Origin of the sequence: Streptomyces sp. NPDC058985, assembly GCF_042740985.1 — a bacterium.
Taxonomy (GTDB): Bacteria; Actinomycetota; Actinomycetes; order Streptomycetales; family Streptomycetaceae; genus Streptomyces.
Genome location: NZ_JBHYJX010000033.1, coordinates 52,674 through 69,947 on the forward strand (window position 1 = coordinate 52,674; position 17,274 = coordinate 69,947).

19 protein-coding genes and 1 riboswitch are annotated in these 17,274 nt (G+C 73.3%); of the genes, 11 read left to right on the forward strand and 8 right to left on the reverse strand.

Translation table 11 applies throughout. The features are described 5' to 3' along the window. The first annotated feature begins 141 nt into the window (after nucleotides 1-141). Nucleotides 142-375, forward strand: coding sequence for a bacterioferritin-associated ferredoxin (locus tag ACFW01_RS25835; protein WP_384507128.1), 234 nt, complete (start codon nucleotides 142-144; stop codon nucleotides 373-375). Nucleotides 376-394: 19 nt separating this feature from the next. Here the strand turns inward: ACFW01_RS25835 and bfr are convergent, their stop codons facing one another. Continuing rightward, nucleotides 395-898 (reverse strand): bacterioferritin, encoded by a 504-nt coding sequence (bfr, locus tag ACFW01_RS25840; RefSeq protein WP_122614957.1) that lies wholly within the window; start codon nucleotides 896-898, stop codon nucleotides 395-397. A 191-nt stretch (nucleotides 899-1,089) separates the two neighbouring features. Here bfr and ACFW01_RS25845 point away from each other — a divergent pair, with 191 nt between their 5' ends. Then, on the forward strand, nucleotides 1,090-1,737 hold the full coding sequence (locus tag ACFW01_RS25845) for a sulfite oxidase-like oxidoreductase (protein ID WP_384507063.1): 648 nt from the start codon (nucleotides 1,090-1,092) through the stop codon (nucleotides 1,735-1,737). Between the two features lie 19 nt (nucleotides 1,738-1,756). Here the strand turns inward: ACFW01_RS25845 and ACFW01_RS25850 are convergent, their stop codons facing one another. The 5 genes from ACFW01_RS25850 to thiO all read right to left on the reverse strand — a co-directional run bounded on the left by ACFW01_RS25850 (nucleotide 1,757) and on the right by thiO (nucleotide 7,040). Next, complete coding sequence (locus ACFW01_RS25850; RefSeq protein ID WP_384507066.1) at nucleotides 1,757-2,644, reverse strand: deoxyribonuclease IV; 888 nt, start codon at nucleotides 2,642-2,644, stop codon at nucleotides 1,757-1,759. Further along, entirely contained in the window at nucleotides 2,641-4,578 is a 1,938-nt protein-coding gene (pknB, locus tag ACFW01_RS25855; RefSeq protein WP_234953778.1) for a Stk1 family PASTA domain-containing Ser/Thr kinase, read from the reverse strand. The genes ACFW01_RS25850 and pknB overlap by 4 nt, the downstream gene beginning before the upstream one ends. Before the next feature lie 222 nt (nucleotides 4,579-4,800). Beyond that, the gene (locus ACFW01_RS25860; protein ID WP_234953776.1) at nucleotides 4,801-5,598 is read right to left on the reverse strand and encodes a thiazole synthase; all 798 of its coding nucleotides are present in this window, start codon (nucleotides 5,596-5,598) and stop codon (nucleotides 4,801-4,803) included. A 3-nt stretch (nucleotides 5,599-5,601) separates the two neighbouring features. Further along, on the reverse strand, nucleotides 5,602-5,802 hold the full coding sequence (gene thiS, locus ACFW01_RS25865; RefSeq protein WP_122614953.1) for a sulfur carrier protein ThiS: 201 nt from the start codon (nucleotides 5,800-5,802) through the stop codon (nucleotides 5,602-5,604). Next, nucleotides 5,799-7,040 (reverse strand): glycine oxidase ThiO, encoded by a 1,242-nt coding sequence (gene thiO / locus ACFW01_RS25870; protein ID WP_384507071.1) that lies wholly within the window; start codon nucleotides 7,038-7,040, stop codon nucleotides 5,799-5,801. The genes thiS and thiO overlap by 4 nt, the downstream gene beginning before the upstream one ends. Then, a riboswitch (TPP riboswitch) is annotated at nucleotides 7,038-7,149 on the reverse strand. (Overlaps the previous gene by 3 nt.) 52 nt (nucleotides 7,150-7,201) lie before the next feature. Here thiO and ACFW01_RS25875 point away from each other — a divergent pair. From ACFW01_RS25875 to ACFW01_RS25900, 6 genes are all read left to right on the forward strand, one after another. Next, complete coding sequence (locus ACFW01_RS25875) at nucleotides 7,202-7,552, forward strand: hypothetical protein (RefSeq protein ID WP_384507074.1); 351 nt, start codon at nucleotides 7,202-7,204, stop codon at nucleotides 7,550-7,552. A gap of 89 nt (nucleotides 7,553-7,641) precedes the next feature. Then, nucleotides 7,642-8,853: an NAD(P)/FAD-dependent oxidoreductase gene (locus tag ACFW01_RS25880; protein WP_384507131.1), complete on the forward strand. Its 1,212-nt coding sequence runs from the start codon at nucleotides 7,642-7,644 to the stop codon at nucleotides 8,851-8,853. Between the two features lie 57 nt (nucleotides 8,854-8,910). Beyond that, complete coding sequence (locus ACFW01_RS25885; protein WP_234953770.1) at nucleotides 8,911-9,276, forward strand: Rv2175c family DNA-binding protein; 366 nt, start codon at nucleotides 8,911-8,913, stop codon at nucleotides 9,274-9,276. Nucleotides 9,277-9,392: 116 nt separating this feature from the next. Then, nucleotides 9,393-10,052, forward strand: a complete 660-nt coding sequence (thiE, locus tag ACFW01_RS25890) for a thiamine phosphate synthase (RefSeq protein ID WP_234953768.1) — start codon at nucleotides 9,393-9,395, stop codon at nucleotides 10,050-10,052. A gap of 106 nt (nucleotides 10,053-10,158) precedes the next feature. Beyond that, nucleotides 10,159-11,082 (forward strand): methylenetetrahydrofolate reductase [NAD(P)H], encoded by a 924-nt coding sequence (gene metF, locus ACFW01_RS25895; protein WP_234953766.1) that lies wholly within the window; start codon nucleotides 10,159-10,161, stop codon nucleotides 11,080-11,082. A gap of 56 nt (nucleotides 11,083-11,138) precedes the next feature. Continuing rightward, the gene (locus ACFW01_RS25900; RefSeq protein ID WP_384507079.1) at nucleotides 11,139-12,146 is read left to right on the forward strand and encodes a hypothetical protein; all 1,008 of its coding nucleotides are present in this window, start codon (nucleotides 11,139-11,141) and stop codon (nucleotides 12,144-12,146) included. A 54-nt stretch (nucleotides 12,147-12,200) separates the two neighbouring features. On the opposite strand, the gene ACFW01_RS25905 is transcribed toward ACFW01_RS25900, so the two are convergent. After that, a complete protein-coding gene (locus ACFW01_RS25905; protein WP_384507081.1) occupies nucleotides 12,201-13,700 on the reverse strand; it encodes a phytoene desaturase family protein in 1,500 nt (499 codons plus the stop codon). A gap of 462 nt (nucleotides 13,701-14,162) precedes the next feature. Next, complete coding sequence (locus ACFW01_RS25910; protein ID WP_122614947.1) at nucleotides 14,163-14,792, reverse strand: TetR/AcrR family transcriptional regulator; 630 nt, start codon at nucleotides 14,790-14,792, stop codon at nucleotides 14,163-14,165. Nucleotides 14,793-14,976: 184 nt separating this feature from the next. On the opposite strand from ACFW01_RS25910, the gene ACFW01_RS25915 reads away from it, so the two are divergent. The 3 genes from ACFW01_RS25915 (at nucleotide 14,977) to ACFW01_RS25925 (ending at nucleotide 17,165) form a co-directional block, all read left to right on the forward strand. Continuing rightward, nucleotides 14,977-15,525 carry an SAV_6107 family HEPN domain-containing protein gene (locus ACFW01_RS25915; protein WP_234953760.1) on the forward strand — a complete coding sequence of 183 codons (549 nt, stop codon included), beginning with the start codon at nucleotides 14,977-14,979 and terminating at the stop codon, nucleotides 15,523-15,525. A 153-nt stretch (nucleotides 15,526-15,678) separates the two neighbouring features. Continuing rightward, entirely contained in the window at nucleotides 15,679-16,482 is an 804-nt protein-coding gene (locus ACFW01_RS25920; protein ID WP_234953758.1) for a methyltransferase, read from the forward strand. Nucleotides 16,483-16,760: 278 nt separating this feature from the next. Beyond that, complete coding sequence (locus ACFW01_RS25925) at nucleotides 16,761-17,165, forward strand: spore wall synthesis complex protein (protein ID WP_125495243.1); 405 nt, start codon at nucleotides 16,761-16,763, stop codon at nucleotides 17,163-17,165. Nucleotides 17,166-17,274: the final 109 nt, after the last annotated feature.

Here is a 17,274-nt window from a genome sequence, read left to right on the forward strand (position 1 = left end):
GGAATGGGGCGCGGGTCACATGGGATCCGCGCCCCCTCCACTTTTGCCGACCCGGCCTCATGGGTAAGGTTAGGTTTGCCTCACCGACCAGTCGGGCCCTCCGGTCGTCGGTACGGCACGACCTTGTACCCCGCCCGGGAGGTGAACCGCGTGTTCGTCTGCAGCTGCTTCGGTGTCACCGAGGAACAGGTGAAGAGCCACGCGGACGCCGGTGCGTGCACGCCCCGGCAGATCGCGTCCGCCTGCAAGGCCGGCACCGACTGCGGCGGCTGCGTACGGCGCATCCAGGCGTTGCTCGGCCGCGGTGCCTGCCCCCGCCGGAGCCTGGCCGACCGGGGCGAACCGGCACTCACGGAGCTTCCGGAAGCCGCCTAGCCGGCCCTGGGCCGCCCGGCTAGAGCGAGCCGGGGCCGGACGGGTCGGGCTGGGACTGCTCGATCACCGTCGACAGGTACAGCGACTCGCCCAGCTTCTCGATCAGGTCGAGCTGGGTCTCCAGGTAGTCGATGTGGTGCTCCTCGTCGGCGAGGATCGCCTCGAACACGTTGGCCGACGTGATGTCGTGCTTGGCCCGCATCACCTCGATGCCGCGGCGCAGCCGGTCGATCGCCTCGATCTCGATCTCCCGGTCGGCCTGGAACATCTCGGTCACGCTCTGACCGACCCGCACGTGGAAGAGCCGCTGGTAGTTCGGCAGGCCGTCCAGGAGCAGGATGCGGTCGGTGAGCACCTCCGCGTGGCGCATCTCGTCGAAGGACTCCGCGCGCGTGTACTTCGCGAGCTTGGTCCAGCCCTTGTGGTCCTGCAGCTTCGCGTGCAGGAAGTACTGGTTGATCGCCGTGAGCTCGGCGGTCAGCTGCTCATTCAGGAACTCGATGACCTCGGGGTCGCCCTGCATCGCTTGACGCTCCTTAAAACGGGAACTGGCCTGTTGCGCCGCATGATTGCACCGGCATCGAAGATCGTCCAGTAAGTGTTGACTTAGTAAGTAAGTACAGGCTTAGTCGATTTTGTTGATGTTTTTCCTGTTTGCCTGAATGTAAGTGGGGTGGGTCAAGGGCATCGGTCCGGGTCTGTCAGGATGGAGACATGGGTCAGCCGGTGGGAAACGAAATGGGGGAAGACGGTTCGGAAGGGGCGACCTCGTTCGAGCTCCCGCCGGGACAGCGCCTCCAGCGCGGCTGGCCGGTCACGCACTACGGACCGGTACCCAAGTTCCGCCCCGAGCGCTGGGAGTTCCGGGTCTTCGGCGCCACCGCCGACGGTGACAAGCGCGGCTGGACCCATGAGGAGTTCACCGCCCTGCCGTACTCCACGGTCGTCGCCGACCTGCACTGCGTCACGAAGTTCAGCATGCTCGGCGCCGAGTGGGGCGGGGTGCCCGCCGCCACGGTCCTGGAGCTCGCGCCGCCCGCCCCGGCCGTCACCCACGTGATGGTCTGGGCCGAGTACGGCTTCAGCTCCAACCTCCGGCTGGCCGACTTCGCCGACGGGCGTGCCCTCTTCGCCACCCACAAGGACGGCGAACTGCTCACCGCCGAGCACGGCTTTCCGCTGCGGCTGATCGTCCCCCACCTGTACGCCTGGAAGGGCCCCAAATGGGTCCGCGGCATCGAGTACATGACAGCCGACCGGCGCGGCTTCTGGGAGGAGCGCGGCTACCACAACATCGGCGACCCGTGGCGCGAGCAGCGCTACTCCTACCAGGAGGAACCCGGGGACGGCCCCGAGCTCTGAGCCCGCCGCCGGACGCGGATCAGCCGTCGCGCAGCTTCTTCAGCCGCTCCACGTCCGCCGCGTGCCCCTGCTTGCCGCCCGGCGTCTCGATGATCAGCGGCACGCCCTCGGTCGCGGGGTGGGTCATGAGCGCCCGGAACGGGTCCTCGCCGATGTGCCCGGCGCCGATGTTCTCGTGCCGGTCCTTGTGGGCGCCCGCCACGTCCTTGGAGTCGTTGGCGTGGATCAGCTTCAGCCGGCCCGCGCCGACCGTGTCGACCAGCAGGTCCAGGGTCTGGTGCATGCCGGACGGGCCGGTCAGGTCGTGCCCCGCCGCGAAGACGTGGCAGGTGTCCAGGCACACGCCCAGCTTGGGATGCGAGTCCAGCGCCTCGAAGTACGGGCCGAAGTCCCAGGTCCGCGAGCACAGAGAGGCGCCCTGCCCGGCGGTCGACTCCAGCAGGAGGAACGGGTCGTCGTCGTGGGTCAGCTCGTCGAGCAGCGGCAGCAGGTACTCCCGCACCTGCTTGAGCGCCACCGACCTGTCCCGTCCGCCGGTCGCGCTGCCGGTGTGCACGACCACGCCCAGCGCCCCGATGGCCCGCCCGCGCCGCAGCGAGTGCCGCATGGACTCCACCGACCGCTGGGCCGTCGCCTCGGTGTGCGAGCCGAAGTTGATCAGGTACGGGGCGTGCACGTACGCCGGGATCGACTCGGCCGCGCAGGTCTCCCGGAAGGCCTCGTCCTGCTTCGGGTTGCCGGCCGGCGTGGCCCAGCCGCGCGGGTTGGCGACGAAGACCTGCACGGTCTCCGCCTTCAGCTCACGGGCGTAGGACAGCCCCACGGAGTGCAGCCCGCCGGCCACCGGGACGTGGCCGCCGACCGGGTTGCGGGGGAGTGCGGGCGTCCCGCCCCTGCCCCCGGTCATCGGATGGTGATCGTGACGGTGGAGCCCTCGGCAGCCGTGTCCCCGGCGTCCACGGACTGCTTCTTCACCGTGTCGCCGAACAGCCCGAGCAGCCCCCGGTCCTCGTCCACCTGGAAGCCCGCGTCCGTCAGCTTCCGCTTGGCGTCGTCCACGCTGTCGCCGACCACGTCCGGGACCTCGATCTGCCGGGGGCCCTTGGACACCGTGAGCGTCACGGTGTCGCCCTCGGCGGCGCGGCTGCCCGGCTCCGGGGTCTGCCGGGCGACCTGGCCGCTGTCGTACTCGGAGTTCACCCGCGTCTCGTCGACCTTCACCTTGAGGCCGGCCTCCGTCAGCCGGCTCCGCGCGTCCTCCAGGCCGACGCCGGAGACGTCCGGGACGTCCACCGGGCTGCCCTTGCTGACCACGAGCGCGACCGCCGAGCCGCCGCGCACCGTGGTGCCCGAGGCGGGCTTGGTGGAGATCACGAAGCCCTTGGGCACCTCGTCGCTGAACGCGCGGGTCACCATGCCCGGCTCCAGCCCCTCGTCCTTCAGCAGGGTGCGGGCCCGGTCCAGCCGGTAGCCCTCCAGGTCCGGCAGCTTCACGGTGTCGGGGCCGTCGGAGACCGTGAAGGACACGGAGTCGTTCTTGCGGATCCGGGAGCCCACGCCGGGGTCGGTGCTGATGATCCGGCCGCGGTCCACGGTGTCGCTGTGCGCGTGCCGCACCGTGCCGACGTCCAGCCCGGTGTCCTCCAGCCGGTCGCGGGCCTCCGCCTCGGTCTTCGAGAGCAGCGGCGGCACCTTGGTGAACTGGCCGGAATTGATGTACCAGACGCCGGTGCCCAGGCCGAGCACCAGCAGCACGGCCAGCACGATCGTCAGCGGGCCGCGCCGCACCCCCGGCCGGCGGCGCCGGGGCGGGTCCGGCGGGGGAGACGCCAGCCGGCTGGTGTGCTGCACGCCGTCGTCTCCGGCGCCGTACGCGTCCTCGTCGACCGGCAGCGGCCGGGGCACGGTGAGCGAGCGCGGGATGACACTCGTGCGGTCCTCGGCGTTGTCGTGCTCCGTGCCGAGCGCCTGCGGCGGCACCGCGTCCAGCTGCTCGGCGGTCAGCGCCGCGCGCGCCTCACGGGCCCGCGCGAGCAGCGCGACGGCGTCGTACGGCCGGATCTCCGGGTTGCGCGCGGTGGCGGCGGCGACCAGCTCGTCCAGCTCGTACGCCATCCCCGGCACCGCGGAGGAGGGCGGCGGCACGTCCTCGTGGAGGTGCTTGTAGAGCACCACCGCGGCCGAGTCCCCCTCGTGCGGCTTGCCGCCGGTCAGCATCTCGTAGAGCACCACGCCGCACGCGTACACGTCGACCCTGGGGTCGGCGGCGCCGTGCTCGACCTGCTCGGGCGCCAGGTAGGAGACGGTGCCGAGGACGGCGCCGGTGGTGCTGGTGACGGTGTCCACCGAGCGGACCAGGCCGAAGTCGGCGACCTTGACCCGGCCGTCGTCCCCGATCAGCACGTTCTCCGGCTTCATGTCCCGGTGCACGAAACCCGCCCGGTGCGCGGCGCCGAGCGCGGCCAGCACCGGCTCCAGGATGTCGAGGGCGGCCCGCGGCCGGAGCGCACCGCGCTCGCGCAGCACGTCACGCACGGTGCAGCCCGGGATGTACTCCATGGCCAGGTAGACGTACGCCCCGTCGGCCCCCTGGTCGAAGACCTGGACGACATTGGGGTGGTCGAGGCGGGCCACCGACTTGGCCTCGCGGATGAACCGCTCGACGAAGCCGGCGTCGGTCGCGAGCGCCGGGTGCATCACCTTCAGCGCGAGCACGCGGTCCAGGCGGGTGTCCACGGCCCGGTAGACCGTGGCCATCCCGCCGACCGCGATCCGCGCCTCGACGCGGTACCGGCCGTCGAGCACCTGCCCGACGAGAGGGTCCTGAAGGGTCGTGTCCACGCAGGCGAGTGTACGAGCCACGACCGACACCCCGCGCTCGCCGCCCGCCACCGGGGCGGTACTGCAGCGCACCTGTGACGCACGTGACACGTACCGGGCGATCCCCCGCCCACGCACGGTGAGCCGCCGACGGCGAGTCACCCCCACGGGAGAGCCCAGCCTCTTGTCCGACTGGAAACGCGTGGTGCGCGGGTGGGAGAAGACCCTCGGAGCAACGCAGGCTCACTGAAAAGCGGGCCGCTCCGGATCAAGGTCGGCCAAGCCCTCCGCAGGAGACGACGCCTCGGCGAAGTGCCGCCGCGGGATCCGTCCCGCAAGCCGCGCCAACCGCCCGGCCTCGACCCCCGCACGCATCGCGGAAGCCATCAGCACCGGCTCCTGCGCCCGCGTGACCGCCGAGGCCAGCATCACACCCGCACACCCCAGCTCCATCGCCAGCGCCACGTCCGACGCCGTACCGGCCCCCGCGTCCAGGATCACCGGCACCCCCGCGCGCTCCACGATCAGCTCGAAGTTGTGCGGGTTGCGGATCCCGAGCCCCGACCCGATCGGCGAACCGAGCGGCATGATCGCCGCACACCCCACGTCCTCCAGCTTCTTCGCGAGAACGGGGTCGTCGTTCGTGTACGGCAGCACCGTGAACCCGTCGTCGACCAGGGTCTCCGCGGCCTCCAGCAGCTCGATCGGGTCCGGCAGCAGCGTGCGCTCGTCGGCGATGACCTCCAGCTTGACCAGGTCCGTGCCCAGCGCCTCGCGCGCGAGCCGGGCGGTGAGCACCGCCTCCCCGGCGGTGAAGCAGCCGGCCGTGTTGGGCAGCACGCGGATGCCGAGCTTCTCCAGCACCGACAGCACGGACCCGTGCACCGACGCGTTCACGCGCCGCATCGCGACCGTGGTCAGCTCCGTCCCGGAGGCCACCAGCACGCGCTCCAGCACGTCCAGGCTGGGCGCCCCGCCGGTACCCATGATCAGACGGGACGCGTACGACGTGCCGTCGAGGACAAAGGGGTCGTCGGCCATGGTTCAGCCTCCTTGCACAGCGGTGAGGACCTCGACGCGGTCGCCGTCGGCCAGGGCGGTGGCGGACCACCGCGCGCGCGGGACCACGGTCTCGTTCAGGGCGGCGGCCACTCCGGACGGCGCGGTGGTGAGCGTGCCCACCAGGGCGTCCAGGGCCGTACCGGGAGCCACCTCGCGCGGCTCGCCGTTGACGGAGATGTTCATGCGGACTGCTCCGAGAGTGCGGGGGCGGCGTCGAAGCGCCGGGGGGTGAAGGGGCGGGCCTCGTCCGGCAGCTCCCCGGTGGTCAGGGCGTGCGCCATGGCGTCGCCGGTGACGGGGGTGAGCAGGACGCCGTTGCGGTGGTGGCCGGTGGCCAGCAGCAGCCCGTCGAGGCCGGTCGGCCCGAGCAGCGGGGCGTTGTCGGGGGAGGTGGGGCGCAGGCCCGCGCGGGTCTCCGTCAGGGGCAGCTCGGTGATGCCGGGGACCAGCTCGTGGGCGTCGCGCAGCAGCTCGTACACGCCGCCCGCGGTCACCGTGGTGTCCCAGCCCAGCTCCTCGCTGGTGGCGCCGACGACCAGCTCGCCGCTCTCCCGGGGCACCAGGTAGACGTGGTTGCCGCGCACCACGGCGCGCACGGTGCGGTTCAGCAGTGGCCCGTGCGTCCGCGGCATGGTCAGCCGCAGCACCTGCCCCTTCACCGGCCGCACCGGCGGCAGCACGGCGTCCGGCACGCCCGCGAGGCGCCCGCTCAGGCTGCCCCCGGCCAGCACCACCTGCCCGGCCTCCAGCGCGGTTCCGTCGGCGGTGGCGACCCCCGTGGCCCGCTCCCCGCGTCCGACGGTGAGCCGGTCGGCCCACACCCGGTGGAAGACCACCCCCGCCCGCTCACAGGCGGCCACGAGCGCGTGGGTGAGGCGCCGGGGGTCGATCTGGTGGTCGCCGTCCACCCGCAGGCCCCCGCGCACGCCCGGCGCGAGCATCGGCTCCAGGCGCCGGCACTCACGCCCCGACAGCCACTCGGACTCCAGGCCGGAGCGCTGCTGAAGCGCGTGTACTTCGCGCAGGTGGGACCGGTCGTCGGCGTCCAGCGCGACGGCGAGGGTGCCGCAGCGGCGGTACCCCAGGTCGTGGCCGGTGACATCGGTCAGCTCGGCGGCGAACTCCGGGTAGCGGCGGGCCGAGGAGAGATTCAGCGAGAGCAGCGTCTGCTCGCCGTGGTGCAGCTCCGTGACGGCGGCCAGCATCCCGGCCGCCACCTGCGCCGCCCCGCCGCCGGGCTCGGGGTCGACGACGGCCGTGGCGAGCCCGCGCTGGGCTGCCCGCCAGGCGGTGACCAGACCGATGACGCCACCGCCCACCACGAGGACGTCGGGCGTACGGGACACGGTGGGTGACGACGTGGTGTGCGACGACACGGTGTGTGACGAGCTGTGTGGCGAGCTGTGTGATGAGGACGGCATGGGCGTCCAGCCCCTCCCTTCGCCGGCATGACCCGGATCAGGTTCGTACGGTCGGAGGCCGCCAGCCTCCCTCTCAGCCCGGTGCGTCCGGGCTCCCGCGAGTGCTTTACGTTGGCCAGCCTAGCCCGCAGCGCCTCGCACTCGTAAGGGAGCCTCCGCCCGTGCCCCGTTCGCTCGATGGTCTCGTCCTCGCCCCCGTCACCGACCAGGCGCCCGGCCAGGTGGGCACCCGCACCCGGTTCACGTACCACGAGCGGGACGACGCCGTCTGGGCCGACTACGCGGGCGGCGACGTCGTCCGCGGCCACCTGGTGGGTACCCGCGCGGGGGACCGGCTCGACTTCCGGTACGTGCAGCTCAGGACCGACGGCAGCACGGCGTCGGGGCACTGCGTGTCGACCGTGCTGGAACTGCCGGACGGCCGGGTGCGCCTGGAGGAGAGCTGGGAGTGGGAGTCGCGCCCCGGCCGCGGCACGAGCGTTGTGGAGCAGGTCACGGTGCACGAGCGCTGACTGACAAATTGTCAGGTGGCTAAGGTGATCAGGTGAGCGAGCAGACGCGGGAGCGGGGACCGGAACCGGCGGCGGACGACGCGCGCCGCGTGGTCGTGGTGGGCGCCGGCATGGCGGGCGTGCAGACCGCCGTCGCCCTGCGGGAACAGGGCTTCACCGGCACCCTGACACTGATCGGCGCCGAGCCCCACCAGCCCTACGACCGGCCTCCGCTGTCCAAGGCCGTCCTGCTCGGCACGGCCGAGGGCTCCGCCTTCGACGTCGACTTCGAGGCACTCGGCATTACCCTGCGGCTCGGCTGCGAGGCCCTGGGTGTCCGCCCCGGCGAGCACCTCCTCGACACCTCCGAGGGCCCCGTGCCGTACGACGCCCTCGTCCTCGCGACCGGCGCCGAACCGGTCCGGCTCCCCGGCACCGACGGCGTGCCGGGCGTGCACCTGCTGCGCACCCTGGACGACGCCGAACGGCTGCGCCCCGTGCTCGCCGGCCGCCACGGCATCGTCGTCGGCGCCGGCTGGATCGGCGCCGAGTTCGCCACCGCCGCGCGCGAGGCCGGCTGCGCGGTGACCGTGGTGGAGGCCGCCGGCCGGCCGCTCGCCGACGCGCTGCCCGCCGAGGTGGCCGCGCCGATGACCGCCTGGTACGCCGAAGCGGGCGCCGCACTGCGCACGCACGCGCGCGTGGAGCGGGTCGAGCCCGGCGAGTCGGGGGAGCCCCTCCGGGTCGTCCTCGACGACGGCACCCGGCTGCCCGCCGACGCGGTCGTCGTCGGCATCGGCGCCCGCCCCTCCACCGCGTGGCTCGCCGGCTCCGGGATCGCCCTCGGCGGGCACGGCGAGGTCCTGGCCGACGACCTCCTGCGCACCTCGGCGCCGGACGTGCACGCGGTTGGCGACTGCGCCTCCTTCCCCTCCGCCCGCTACGGCGAGCGGCTGCTGGTGCACCACTGGGACAACGCCCTCCAGGGCCCGCGCACCGTCGCCGCCGACATCGTCGGCGCCCCCGCGGGCGAGACCCCGGCGGCGTACGACCCGGTGCCGTACTTCTGGTCCGAGCAGTTCGGCCGCTTCGTCCAGTACGCCGGACACCACACGGCCGCCGACACCGTCCTGTGGCGCGGGGACCGCACGGGCCCGGCCTGGACGGTCTGCTGGCTGCGCGAGAACCGGCTGGTGGCCCTGCTCGCGGTGGGCCGCCCCCGCGACCTGGCGCAGGGAAAGCGGCTGATCCAGGCGGGCACGACGATGGACCCGGTGCTGCTGGCCGACCCGGCGAGGCCGCTCAAGGGGGCCACGGCGTAGCACCGGTCCGGACGGGTCCGGCTTCCTCCTGTCAGTGCCAGATGGCAGGCTGGAGACGTGACCGAGATTGACGCAAAGACCGATGCTCTCGTGCCTGCCTGGCTCACCGTTCCCGACATCGCCGAGATGCTCGGCGTCGAGGTGACCCGCGTACGCCAGCTGATCAAGGAAGGCCAGCTCATCGCCGTACGCCGGGGTGAGAACCGCGCGCTGCACATTCCGGCGGCCTTCATCGACGAGGACAAGGTCGTCAAGGGCCTGGCCGGGACCCTGACGCTGCTGCGGGACGACGGCTTCACGCCGGAGGAGATGCTGGAGTGGCTCTTCACCCCCGACCCCACCCTGCCGGGCACCCCGGCCCAGGCGCTGAGTGAGAATCGCGGCACGGAGGTGAAGCGCCGCGCCCAGGCGCTCGCCGTCTGACCCGACCCACCGCCCGGCGTACGGGCCGCGCGGCCGTCACGGTCCGCGGTCCGTACGCCGCAGGGCCGTGCGGTCCGCGCCGCCCACGCCAACCACCGACCCGGGGGGACACCCGCATGCCCGACACCGCTCCGACCACCGCCCGCGCCCGCCTCGCCGACGCCCGGCTCTACCTGTGCACGGACGCCCGCCGGAGCCAGGGCGACCTGCCCGAGTTCCTGGACGCCGTACTGGCCGGCGGCGTCGACATCGTGCAGCTGCGCGACAAGGGCATGGAGGCCGCCGAGGAGCTGGAGCACCTGGCGGTCCTGGCCGACGCCTGCGCCCGGCACGGCAAGCTCCTCGCGGTCAACGACCGCGCGGACGTCGCGCACGCCGCCCGCGCCGACGTGCTGCACCTCGGCCAGGGCGACCTCCCGGTGCCCGCCGCCCGCGCGATCCTCGGCGACGACGTCCTCATCGGGCGCTCCACGCACGCCGGGTCCGAGGCCTCCGCGGCGGCCGTCCAGGACGGCGTGGACTACTTCTGCACCGGCCCGTGCTGGCCCACCCCCACCAAGCCCGGCCGCCATGCCCCCGGCCTCGACCTGGTCCGCCACACCGCGTCGCTGGGCACCGACCGCCCCTGGTTCGCCATCGGCGGCATCGACCTCGGCAACCTCGACGAGGTGCTGGAGGCGGGCGCCCGGCGGGTCGTCGTCGTCCGCGCGATCACCGCCGCCGAGGATCCGGGCGCGGCCGCGGCCGAGTTCGCGAAGCGCCTGCGGCAGCCGTAGGCGGATGCCGGGGGCATGTGTCCAAGGGGTGGACAACAAATAGACAATGCGGACAAATATCCCGCATCCGGTTGGGTGGCCGCCGCCCCCTGGCTAACCTGCCCGTATGGCCCTCGGAACCGCAAGCACGAGGACTGACCGCGCCCGCACGGTGCGTGACATCCTCGCCACCGGCAAGACGACGTACTCCTTCGAGTTCTCGGCGCCGAAGACGCCCAAGGGCGAGAAGAACCTGTGGAGCGCGCTGCGCCGCGTGGAGGCGGTGGCCCCGGACTTCGTCTCCGTGACCTACGGCGCCGGCGGTTCCACCCGCGCGGGTACGGTCCGGGAGACCCAGCAGATCGTCGCCGACACCACGCTGACCCCCGTGGCCCACCTCACCGCCGTCGACCACTCCGTGGCCGAGCTGCGCAACATCATCGGCCAGTACGCCGACGCCGGGATCCGCAACATGCTGGCCGTGCGCGGCGACCCGCCCGGCGATCCGACGGCCGACTGGATCGCGCACCCGAAGGGTCTGACCTACGCGGCCGAACTGGTCCGGCTCATCAAGGAGTCGGGCGACTTCTGCGTCGGCGTCGCGGCCTTCCCGGAGATGCATCCGCGCTCCGCCGACTGGGACGCGGACGTCAGGCACTTCGTGGACAAGTGCCGGGCCGGCGCCGACTACGCGATCACGCAGATGTTCTTCCAGGCCGAGTCCTACCTGAGGCTGCGCGACCGGGTCGCCGCGGCAGGATGCGAGACCCCGGTCATCCCCGAGGTCATGCCGGTGACCAGTGTGAAGATGCTGGAGAGGTTGCCGAAGCTCAGCAACGCCTCGTTCCCGCCGGAGCTGAAAGAGCGGATCCTCACAGCCAAGGACGATCCGGCGGCTGTACGCTCCATTGGCATCGAGTTCGCCACGGAGTTCTGCGCGCGGCTGCTGGCCGAGGGCGTCCCCGGACTGCACTTCATCACGCTGAACAACTCCACGGCGACGCTGGAGATCTACGAGAACCTGGGCCTGCACCACCCACCGCGGGCCTAGACCGGCCGCACATATTTACGACACACTGCGTAACGGCCACTGGGAGAGGGGCGTACATGGGCTGGACGGTCCTCTACATCGCGTTCGGCGTGGTCGCGCTGTGGTTGCTCGGTGAGGTGCTGCTGCAGTACAAGGCGCGGCTGCGGTGGCGGCTGCTCGCCTTCGGCGGCTTCGTCGGCGTGGTCGCCGGCGTACTGATGTCCAACGTGCTCGTCATCGGGGTGGGCGCCGCCGCCTTCGCGGTCGGCCAGACCTACGTCACGCTGTCGTTCCGCCGCGGCTTCGAGGCCGGCTGGGCGGTCAACGCCCCCGCGAGCCTCGTCGGCAAGCGCGGCCGTCCCGAACGCGGCCGCCAGGAGCCGACGCTGGAGGTCTCCGGTCTGGAACCGGCCGACGCCGACCAGGGCCACCGGGACGGCTACGACGACCACGCGGGCCACGCCCCGTCCCAGGACGGCCTGTCCTACGGTCACGACGACTACGACCGTGACGACGTCTTCACCCCGGCCCGGCCCGCCGACCCCACGGCCGCCGAGACCACCGCCGTCTACGAGCCGCAGCCGATGCCGGACGACACCGGCTCCTACGGCGTCTACGCCGACTCCGGCTACGGCCACGACCAGCAGGCACCCGCCGCCGCGCCGGGCGCAGACCAGGCCTACGCCTACGACTACTCGGGCTACGGGCAGCAGGGGTACGGCTACGACACCGGAGCCCAGCAGCAGTACGCCGCCTACTCCGACCCGTACATCGGCACCCACGCCTACGGCGGGGCGTCCTACGACACCGGCGGCTACGACACCACCGGGACGCAGCAGTACGGCCAGCAGGGCTACGGGCAGGACCAGTACGCCACCGGCGCGCACGGTGGCTACGGCGGCGAGACCCCGGCCGGCGGGGTGTGGGTGCCGCAGCAGCGCAGCACCGACGACCCCTACGGCGGCGAACTCCCGCCGGAGCAGCAGTACCCCTACCAGGACAACGGCCAGACTCAGGGTCAGGGCCAAGGGCAGGGGCAGGGGCAGGGGCAGGGGCAGGGATACGACGAGCAGTACCGCTTCTGACGGCGTATCCGGCGCCCGGCGCCCGGTGACCGTCCCCGGTCGCTCACCGGTCGCTCACTGGGAGCCGCGGAACTCCGGTCCCTCCACCACGAGTCCGGCGACCAGCGCGCCCGACATGCCCGCGTGCGGGAGGCCCCCGCCGGGGTGCGACCAGCCGCCGACCGTGAACAGACCCGCCACGCGCGTGCTGTTCGCGGCGTGCAGCAGCCGTCCGCCGGCCGCCGCCAGCGTCGGCGCCGGAACCGCCCCGTCCGCCACGCCGGTGGCCGCGGCGACATCGGCCGGGGTGCGCACCTCGCGCCACAGGAGACGGTCGCGGAGGCCGGGTATCGCCCGCTCGGCGGCATCGACGAGGCGTTCGGCCCCGTCCTCGGCGTCCACTCCCTCGCCCGCGGGCACCACCGAACTGAGGGTGACCGCCTCGTGGTCCGCGTCCGGCACCAGCGCCGGGTCGTCGGGCCGCAGGACGGTGACGGTCGCACGCGCGGGCATGCGCGGCTCCGCGCCGAACAGCGCGTCCAACTCGGCGTCCCCGTCCGGCGCGTGCACCACCGTCCGGTGCGCCGTGCCCTCCGCGCGCCCACCCCGCAACGCCAGATGCACCGTCAGCCGGCTCGCCCCGCCGCGCTGAGGCGGGACTTCGCCCGCACCCCGCACCGCCGGCCCCCCGCACACCCGGTCCAGCACGTCCGGCGCCACCCCGGCGACCACGAACTCGGCCTCCGCCAGGCCCCCTTCGGCCAGCTCCACGCCCGCCACCCGGCCGTCCTTCTCGATCACCCCGGTGACCTCGGTGCCGAAGCGGAACTCGACCCGGCGGGCCAGACACCGCTCGTACACGGCGCGCGCCAGCTCCCGCAGGCCGCCACCGCGCACGTACCACATCCCGAACGCGTACTCCATGTACGGCAGCACGGCGGCGTTCGCCGGGACGGTCCGGGGATCCAGGCCGTACGCCAGCGCGTGGCTGCTCAGGAGGGCGGCGAGCCGGGCGTCCCGCAGCTCCCAGGCGCCCACCTCGGCGAGCGTGCCGGCGCGGCGGGTGCGCAGCAGCCGCTTGTGCGGGACCGACGGGTAGGGGTCGCGTTCGGCCAGCACCTCCCAGTTCGGCCACAGGGGCTCCTCCAGGAGCGGGCGGCGCGTCCGGTCCCAGGCCTCGCGGGCCCGCACGAGGAAGTCGCTCCAGCGCCGCCCGGCCGCCGGACCGAGAGCCGCGTCCAGGGCGTCGACGACGCCCGCCCGGGAGGCGTTCGGCAGCGCGACCTCAGTGCCGTCCGCGAACACGTGCCGTGACGACGGGTCGACCTGGACCAGCTCGACACGGTCCTCCAGCGGCTCCTTGCCGGTCTTGACGAACAGATCGCGCCAGACCGCGGGCAGCGGCAGCAGACCGGGGCCGGTGTCGAAGGAGAACCCGTCCCGCTCGAAGCGGCCGAGGGCTCCGCCGTACGTCCCCGTCCGCTCGTACACCACCACCCGGTGGCCCGCGACGGCCAGCCGGGCGGCGGCCGCCATCGCGCCCATCCCGGCGCCGATCACCGCAATCCGTGCCATGCCAGGGACTTTATCCGCCGCCACCGACGGTCCTCCTCCGGCCTGCTCCCGCCTCGTCCGAGTACCGCGACGGACGCTCGGGTGACCAGTGGGCAGGGTGCTGCCGTGAGCCGGGGTGCGCAGGACTGAGTATCCGTACCTAGCCGCGTAGATGAGTATGCGCGCGGATGGGCCCCGACCTGCGGGAACGAGAGAGTGGAGGCACGGAGAGGGGCGCGGCTCCGGTACCGGCGACACGGGGTGCCGGAACGGAGCCGGGCCCGCGATCCGCTCCTCTCGCCGGCCGCGGTCGGCGGGAGCGAGGCACGGGGGAACCCGGGGGAACGACCGGCCACGGGGGTTCCGGACGGGGGGACGTAGGGGGAGCAAGGAGAAGGCGCCGGTCCGACGGCGGCCCGCGGGGGACGCGGCCACCACGGACCGGCGTTCTTCGTGTGCGGGCCGGCGGAGCGGCAGGGCGGCTCAGGGGCGGCCGCTCACCCGCCCCTGGAGCAGCCGCGACAGCGCGGCGTGCACGTCGTCCAGGGAGCGCTCCGGCTGGAACGACTGCCAGTCCAGCGCGGCCACCAGCACCATGCCCACCAGCGCCGCGGCGGTCAGCGGCACGTCGATGCCGTCGCTGAACTCCCCGCTCGCCACGCCCTCGCGCAGCACGCCCTCCACCACCGCCACGGCCTCCTGCCGGACCACCAGCAGAGTCGACTGCCAGGCCCGGTTGGTGCGCCACAGCTCGGCCACGTACAGCTGGGTGAAGGCCGGGTAGCGGTCGATGAACACGAGCCCCGCGCGGATCATCGCGTCCAGGGCGTCGACCCGGCCGCGGCCCTCCCGCGCCGTCCGCTCCGCCGCCTCCCGCAACGAGGCGGTGAGCAGCCCGACACCGTGCCGCAGCAGCTCCTCGAAGAGGACGGCCTTGCTGGCGAAGTTGTAGTAGACCGTGCCCTTCGCGACGCCGGCCCGCTCGGCGATCTCGTCCACGGTGGTGGCGGAGAAACCCTGCTCGGCGATGAGGGTGACGGCGGCCTCGTACAGCTTCTGCCGGGTGGCCTCGCGACGGCTGCTGCCCGGCGCGGCGGTGCTGCTGCTTTCCATGGTCCGGATTCTCCCAGCACCGCTCGCGCCGCCGTCACCGCAGGGCCCGCCCACCGGTCCATCCGAACTGTCGCTCGAATCAAAAGGCCAGGTCAGAACGGATTGTCAGTGCCATACCTCACGATGGGCACATACGGCACCTCCTGCCAGGACGTGCCGTCCAGGAGACGACAGGAGGATCGTCATGGCCCACTCGTCCGCAGCCGCCTCCCGGCGGCGCCGCGCAGCCGGCCCTGCACCCTCACTGACCGGCCCGGCGAGCGACGTGCACCCGGTGCTCCGCCGGGCGACCGCCCCGCCCGCCGCCCTCGACCTGCTCGCCCAGGCCCGCGCCGGCCTGGAGGAGGCCACCACCCTCGCGACGCCGAACGAGCGTTATGCGACGGCCCACCTCGCCGCCCTGCGCACCGCGGCCGCGGTCCTCGCCGCGCGGGGCCGCCCGGAGACCAGCCCGCGGGGCCGCGCCCGCATCCGCAGCGCCTGGGAGGTGCTCCCCGAGATCGCGCCCGAGCTGTCCGACTGGAGCGCCCTGTTCGCCGCGGGCGCCCGGCGCCGGGCCAGGGCCGAGGCGGGCATCCAGGGTGCGGCGGGCCGCCGGGACGCCGACGACCTGATACGCGACGTGGCGATGTTCCTGCGCCTCGTGGAGCGGATGCTGGTCCTCCAGCCGGTCCTGCCCCAGCCCCGCCCCGACACCGACCAGCCGGATCCCGACCTGCCGGACACGGGATGAGCGGCGCGGGGCGCCGGGCGCCACCTTGTGGGCACGGCGGAGGCAATAGGGTGGGAGGCGCCTGAAGCCTCCCCCTTCCCACGCCGGGCGGGGGCGGCAGCCCGTTCGCTCCGCCCGATTCCGAGGCGGTGCCGCGCCGAGGAGTCGACTGCCGTGCCGGACCCGAGCCCGAACCCCGCATCGCCGCGCTCCGAGCCCTCGCGCTCCCGGGCGGCCCTGCGCACCGCCGTGGTCTGGGACGTCCTCCAGGACGCCCTGGACCGCCGGGTGAAGGCCACGGGCCGCCAAGCGCTCGACGTCCTCGACACCGGCGGCGGCAGCGGCAACTTCGCGGTGCCGGTGGCCCGCCTCGGCCACCGCGTCACCGTCGTCGACCCGAGCCCCAACGCCCTCTTCGCCCTGGAGCGCCGCGCCGCCGAGGCCGACGTCGCCGACCGCGTGCGAGGCGTCCAGGGGGACGCCCACGGCCTCTTCGACGTGGTCGAGCGCGGCGGCTACGACGTGGTGCTGTGCCACGGCGTCCTGGAGTACGTCGACGACCCCGCCGAGGGTGTGCGCAACGTGGTCGCCGCCCTGCGCGCCGAGGGCGTCCTCAGCCTGCTCGCCGCGGGCCTGGGCGGCGCCGTGCTCGCGCGCGCCCTCGCCGGGCACTTCACGGAGGCCCGGCAGGCCCTCGACGACCCGAACGGCCGCTGGGGCACGGGTGACCCCGTGCCGCGCCGGTTCACCGCCGAACAGCTCACCGCACTGGTCGAGGCCGCCGGGCTGCGGATCGGCGCCGTCCACGGCGTACGGGTCTTCGCCGACCTCGTTCCCGGCGTGCTGGTGGACACCGAGCCCGGCGCCATGGACGCCCTGCTGAAGCTGGAGGCCGCGGCGGCCGAACTCGCCTCCTTCCATTCTGTGGCCACGCAGCTTCATGTGCTCGGTGAGACCGCAGGGACCGACGAGGCCTGAGCGACCCAGTGGGGTACGCCGCTGATCAGGGGCGCGACTGCACATGGAGTACGCCACAGGCCCCCCGAACGGCGGCCACTCGCCGTATGATCGAGGGAGACGGCCCGGCATGACGGGTCGGCCGCTGGGGAATGGGAACTTCAGCGAGCCGGCACGGCCATGACGGAGTCCGGTTGGCCAATTGGCGCAGAGGGGCGGGTTTCACGGGGGCGATTCCCTGCCTATCCTGAAGGGACCCCCCCGGGTCGCCCCGGCGACTGCACGATGAGGAGGACTCCGTGCCGCTCTCGGAGCACGAGCAGCGCATGCTCGAGCAAATGGAGCGAGCGCTGTACGCCGAAGATCCCAAGTTCGCGACAGCGCTCGAGGGAAGCGGGCTGCGTACGTACACCCGGCGACGGGTCTACCAGGCGGTCGCGGGCTTCCTCGTAGGTATTGCGCTCCTCATGGCCGGTATGGTCGCCCAGCAGGTGTGGCTCAGCGTGGTGGGCTTCCTCGTCATGCTGGGTTGCGCGGTGCTCGCCGTGACCGGCTGGCGCAAGGCACCCAAGCCGGGCGAGCAGCCGGCTGCCGGTGCCGGACCACAGACCGCGGGCCGTCGGCAACGCCAGAAACGCTCGATGATGGACCGCATCGACGAGCGCTGGCAGCGCCGCAGGGATGAGCAGCAGGGCGGCCAGTAGCGCGCCCGGGCAACCGCTCACCAGGACATCCGCGTGAGGGGGTGACCACCGACCGGGTGGTCACCCCCTCACGCGTGCCTGCGCGCGGCCGGCGGGTCTCCCCGCACGG

What these genes read in the sequence shown, in the direction of transcription:
- bfr (WP_122614957.1), bottom strand. Translation starts at nt 898, where the DNA reads ATGCAGGGCGACCCCGAGGTCATCGAGTTCCTGAATGAGCAGCTGACC.
- ACFW01_RS25845 (WP_384507063.1), top strand. Translation starts at nt 1,090, where the DNA reads ATGGGTCAGCCGGTGGGAAACGAAATGGGGGAAGACGGTTCGGAAGGG.
- ACFW01_RS25850 (WP_384507066.1), bottom strand. Translation starts at nt 2,644, where the DNA reads ATGACCGGGGGCAGGGGCGGGACGCCCGCACTCCCCCGCAACCCGGTC.
- ACFW01_RS25860 (WP_234953776.1), bottom strand. Translation starts at nt 5,598, where the DNA reads ATGGCCGACGACCCCTTTGTCCTCGACGGCACGTCGTACGCGTCCCGT.
- thiS (WP_122614953.1), bottom strand. Translation starts at nt 5,802, where the DNA reads ATGAACATCTCCGTCAACGGCGAGCCGCGCGAGGTGGCTCCCGGTACG.
- thiO (WP_384507071.1), bottom strand. Translation starts at nt 7,040, where the DNA reads ATGCCGTCCTCATCACACAGCTCGCCACACAGCTCGTCACACACCGTG.
- thiE (WP_234953768.1), top strand. Translation starts at nt 9,393, where the DNA reads ATGCCCGACACCGCTCCGACCACCGCCCGCGCCCGCCTCGCCGACGCC.
- metF (WP_234953766.1), top strand. Translation starts at nt 10,159, where the DNA reads ATGGCCCTCGGAACCGCAAGCACGAGGACTGACCGCGCCCGCACGGTG.
- ACFW01_RS25900 (WP_384507079.1), top strand. Translation starts at nt 11,139, where the DNA reads ATGGGCTGGACGGTCCTCTACATCGCGTTCGGCGTGGTCGCGCTGTGG.
- ACFW01_RS25905 (WP_384507081.1), bottom strand. Translation starts at nt 13,700, where the DNA reads ATGGCACGGATTGCGGTGATCGGCGCCGGGATGGGCGCGATGGCGGCC.
- ACFW01_RS25910 (WP_122614947.1), bottom strand. Translation starts at nt 14,792, where the DNA reads ATGGAAAGCAGCAGCACCGCCGCGCCGGGCAGCAGCCGTCGCGAGGCC.
- ACFW01_RS25915 (WP_234953760.1), top strand. Translation starts at nt 14,977, where the DNA reads ATGGCCCACTCGTCCGCAGCCGCCTCCCGGCGGCGCCGCGCAGCCGGC.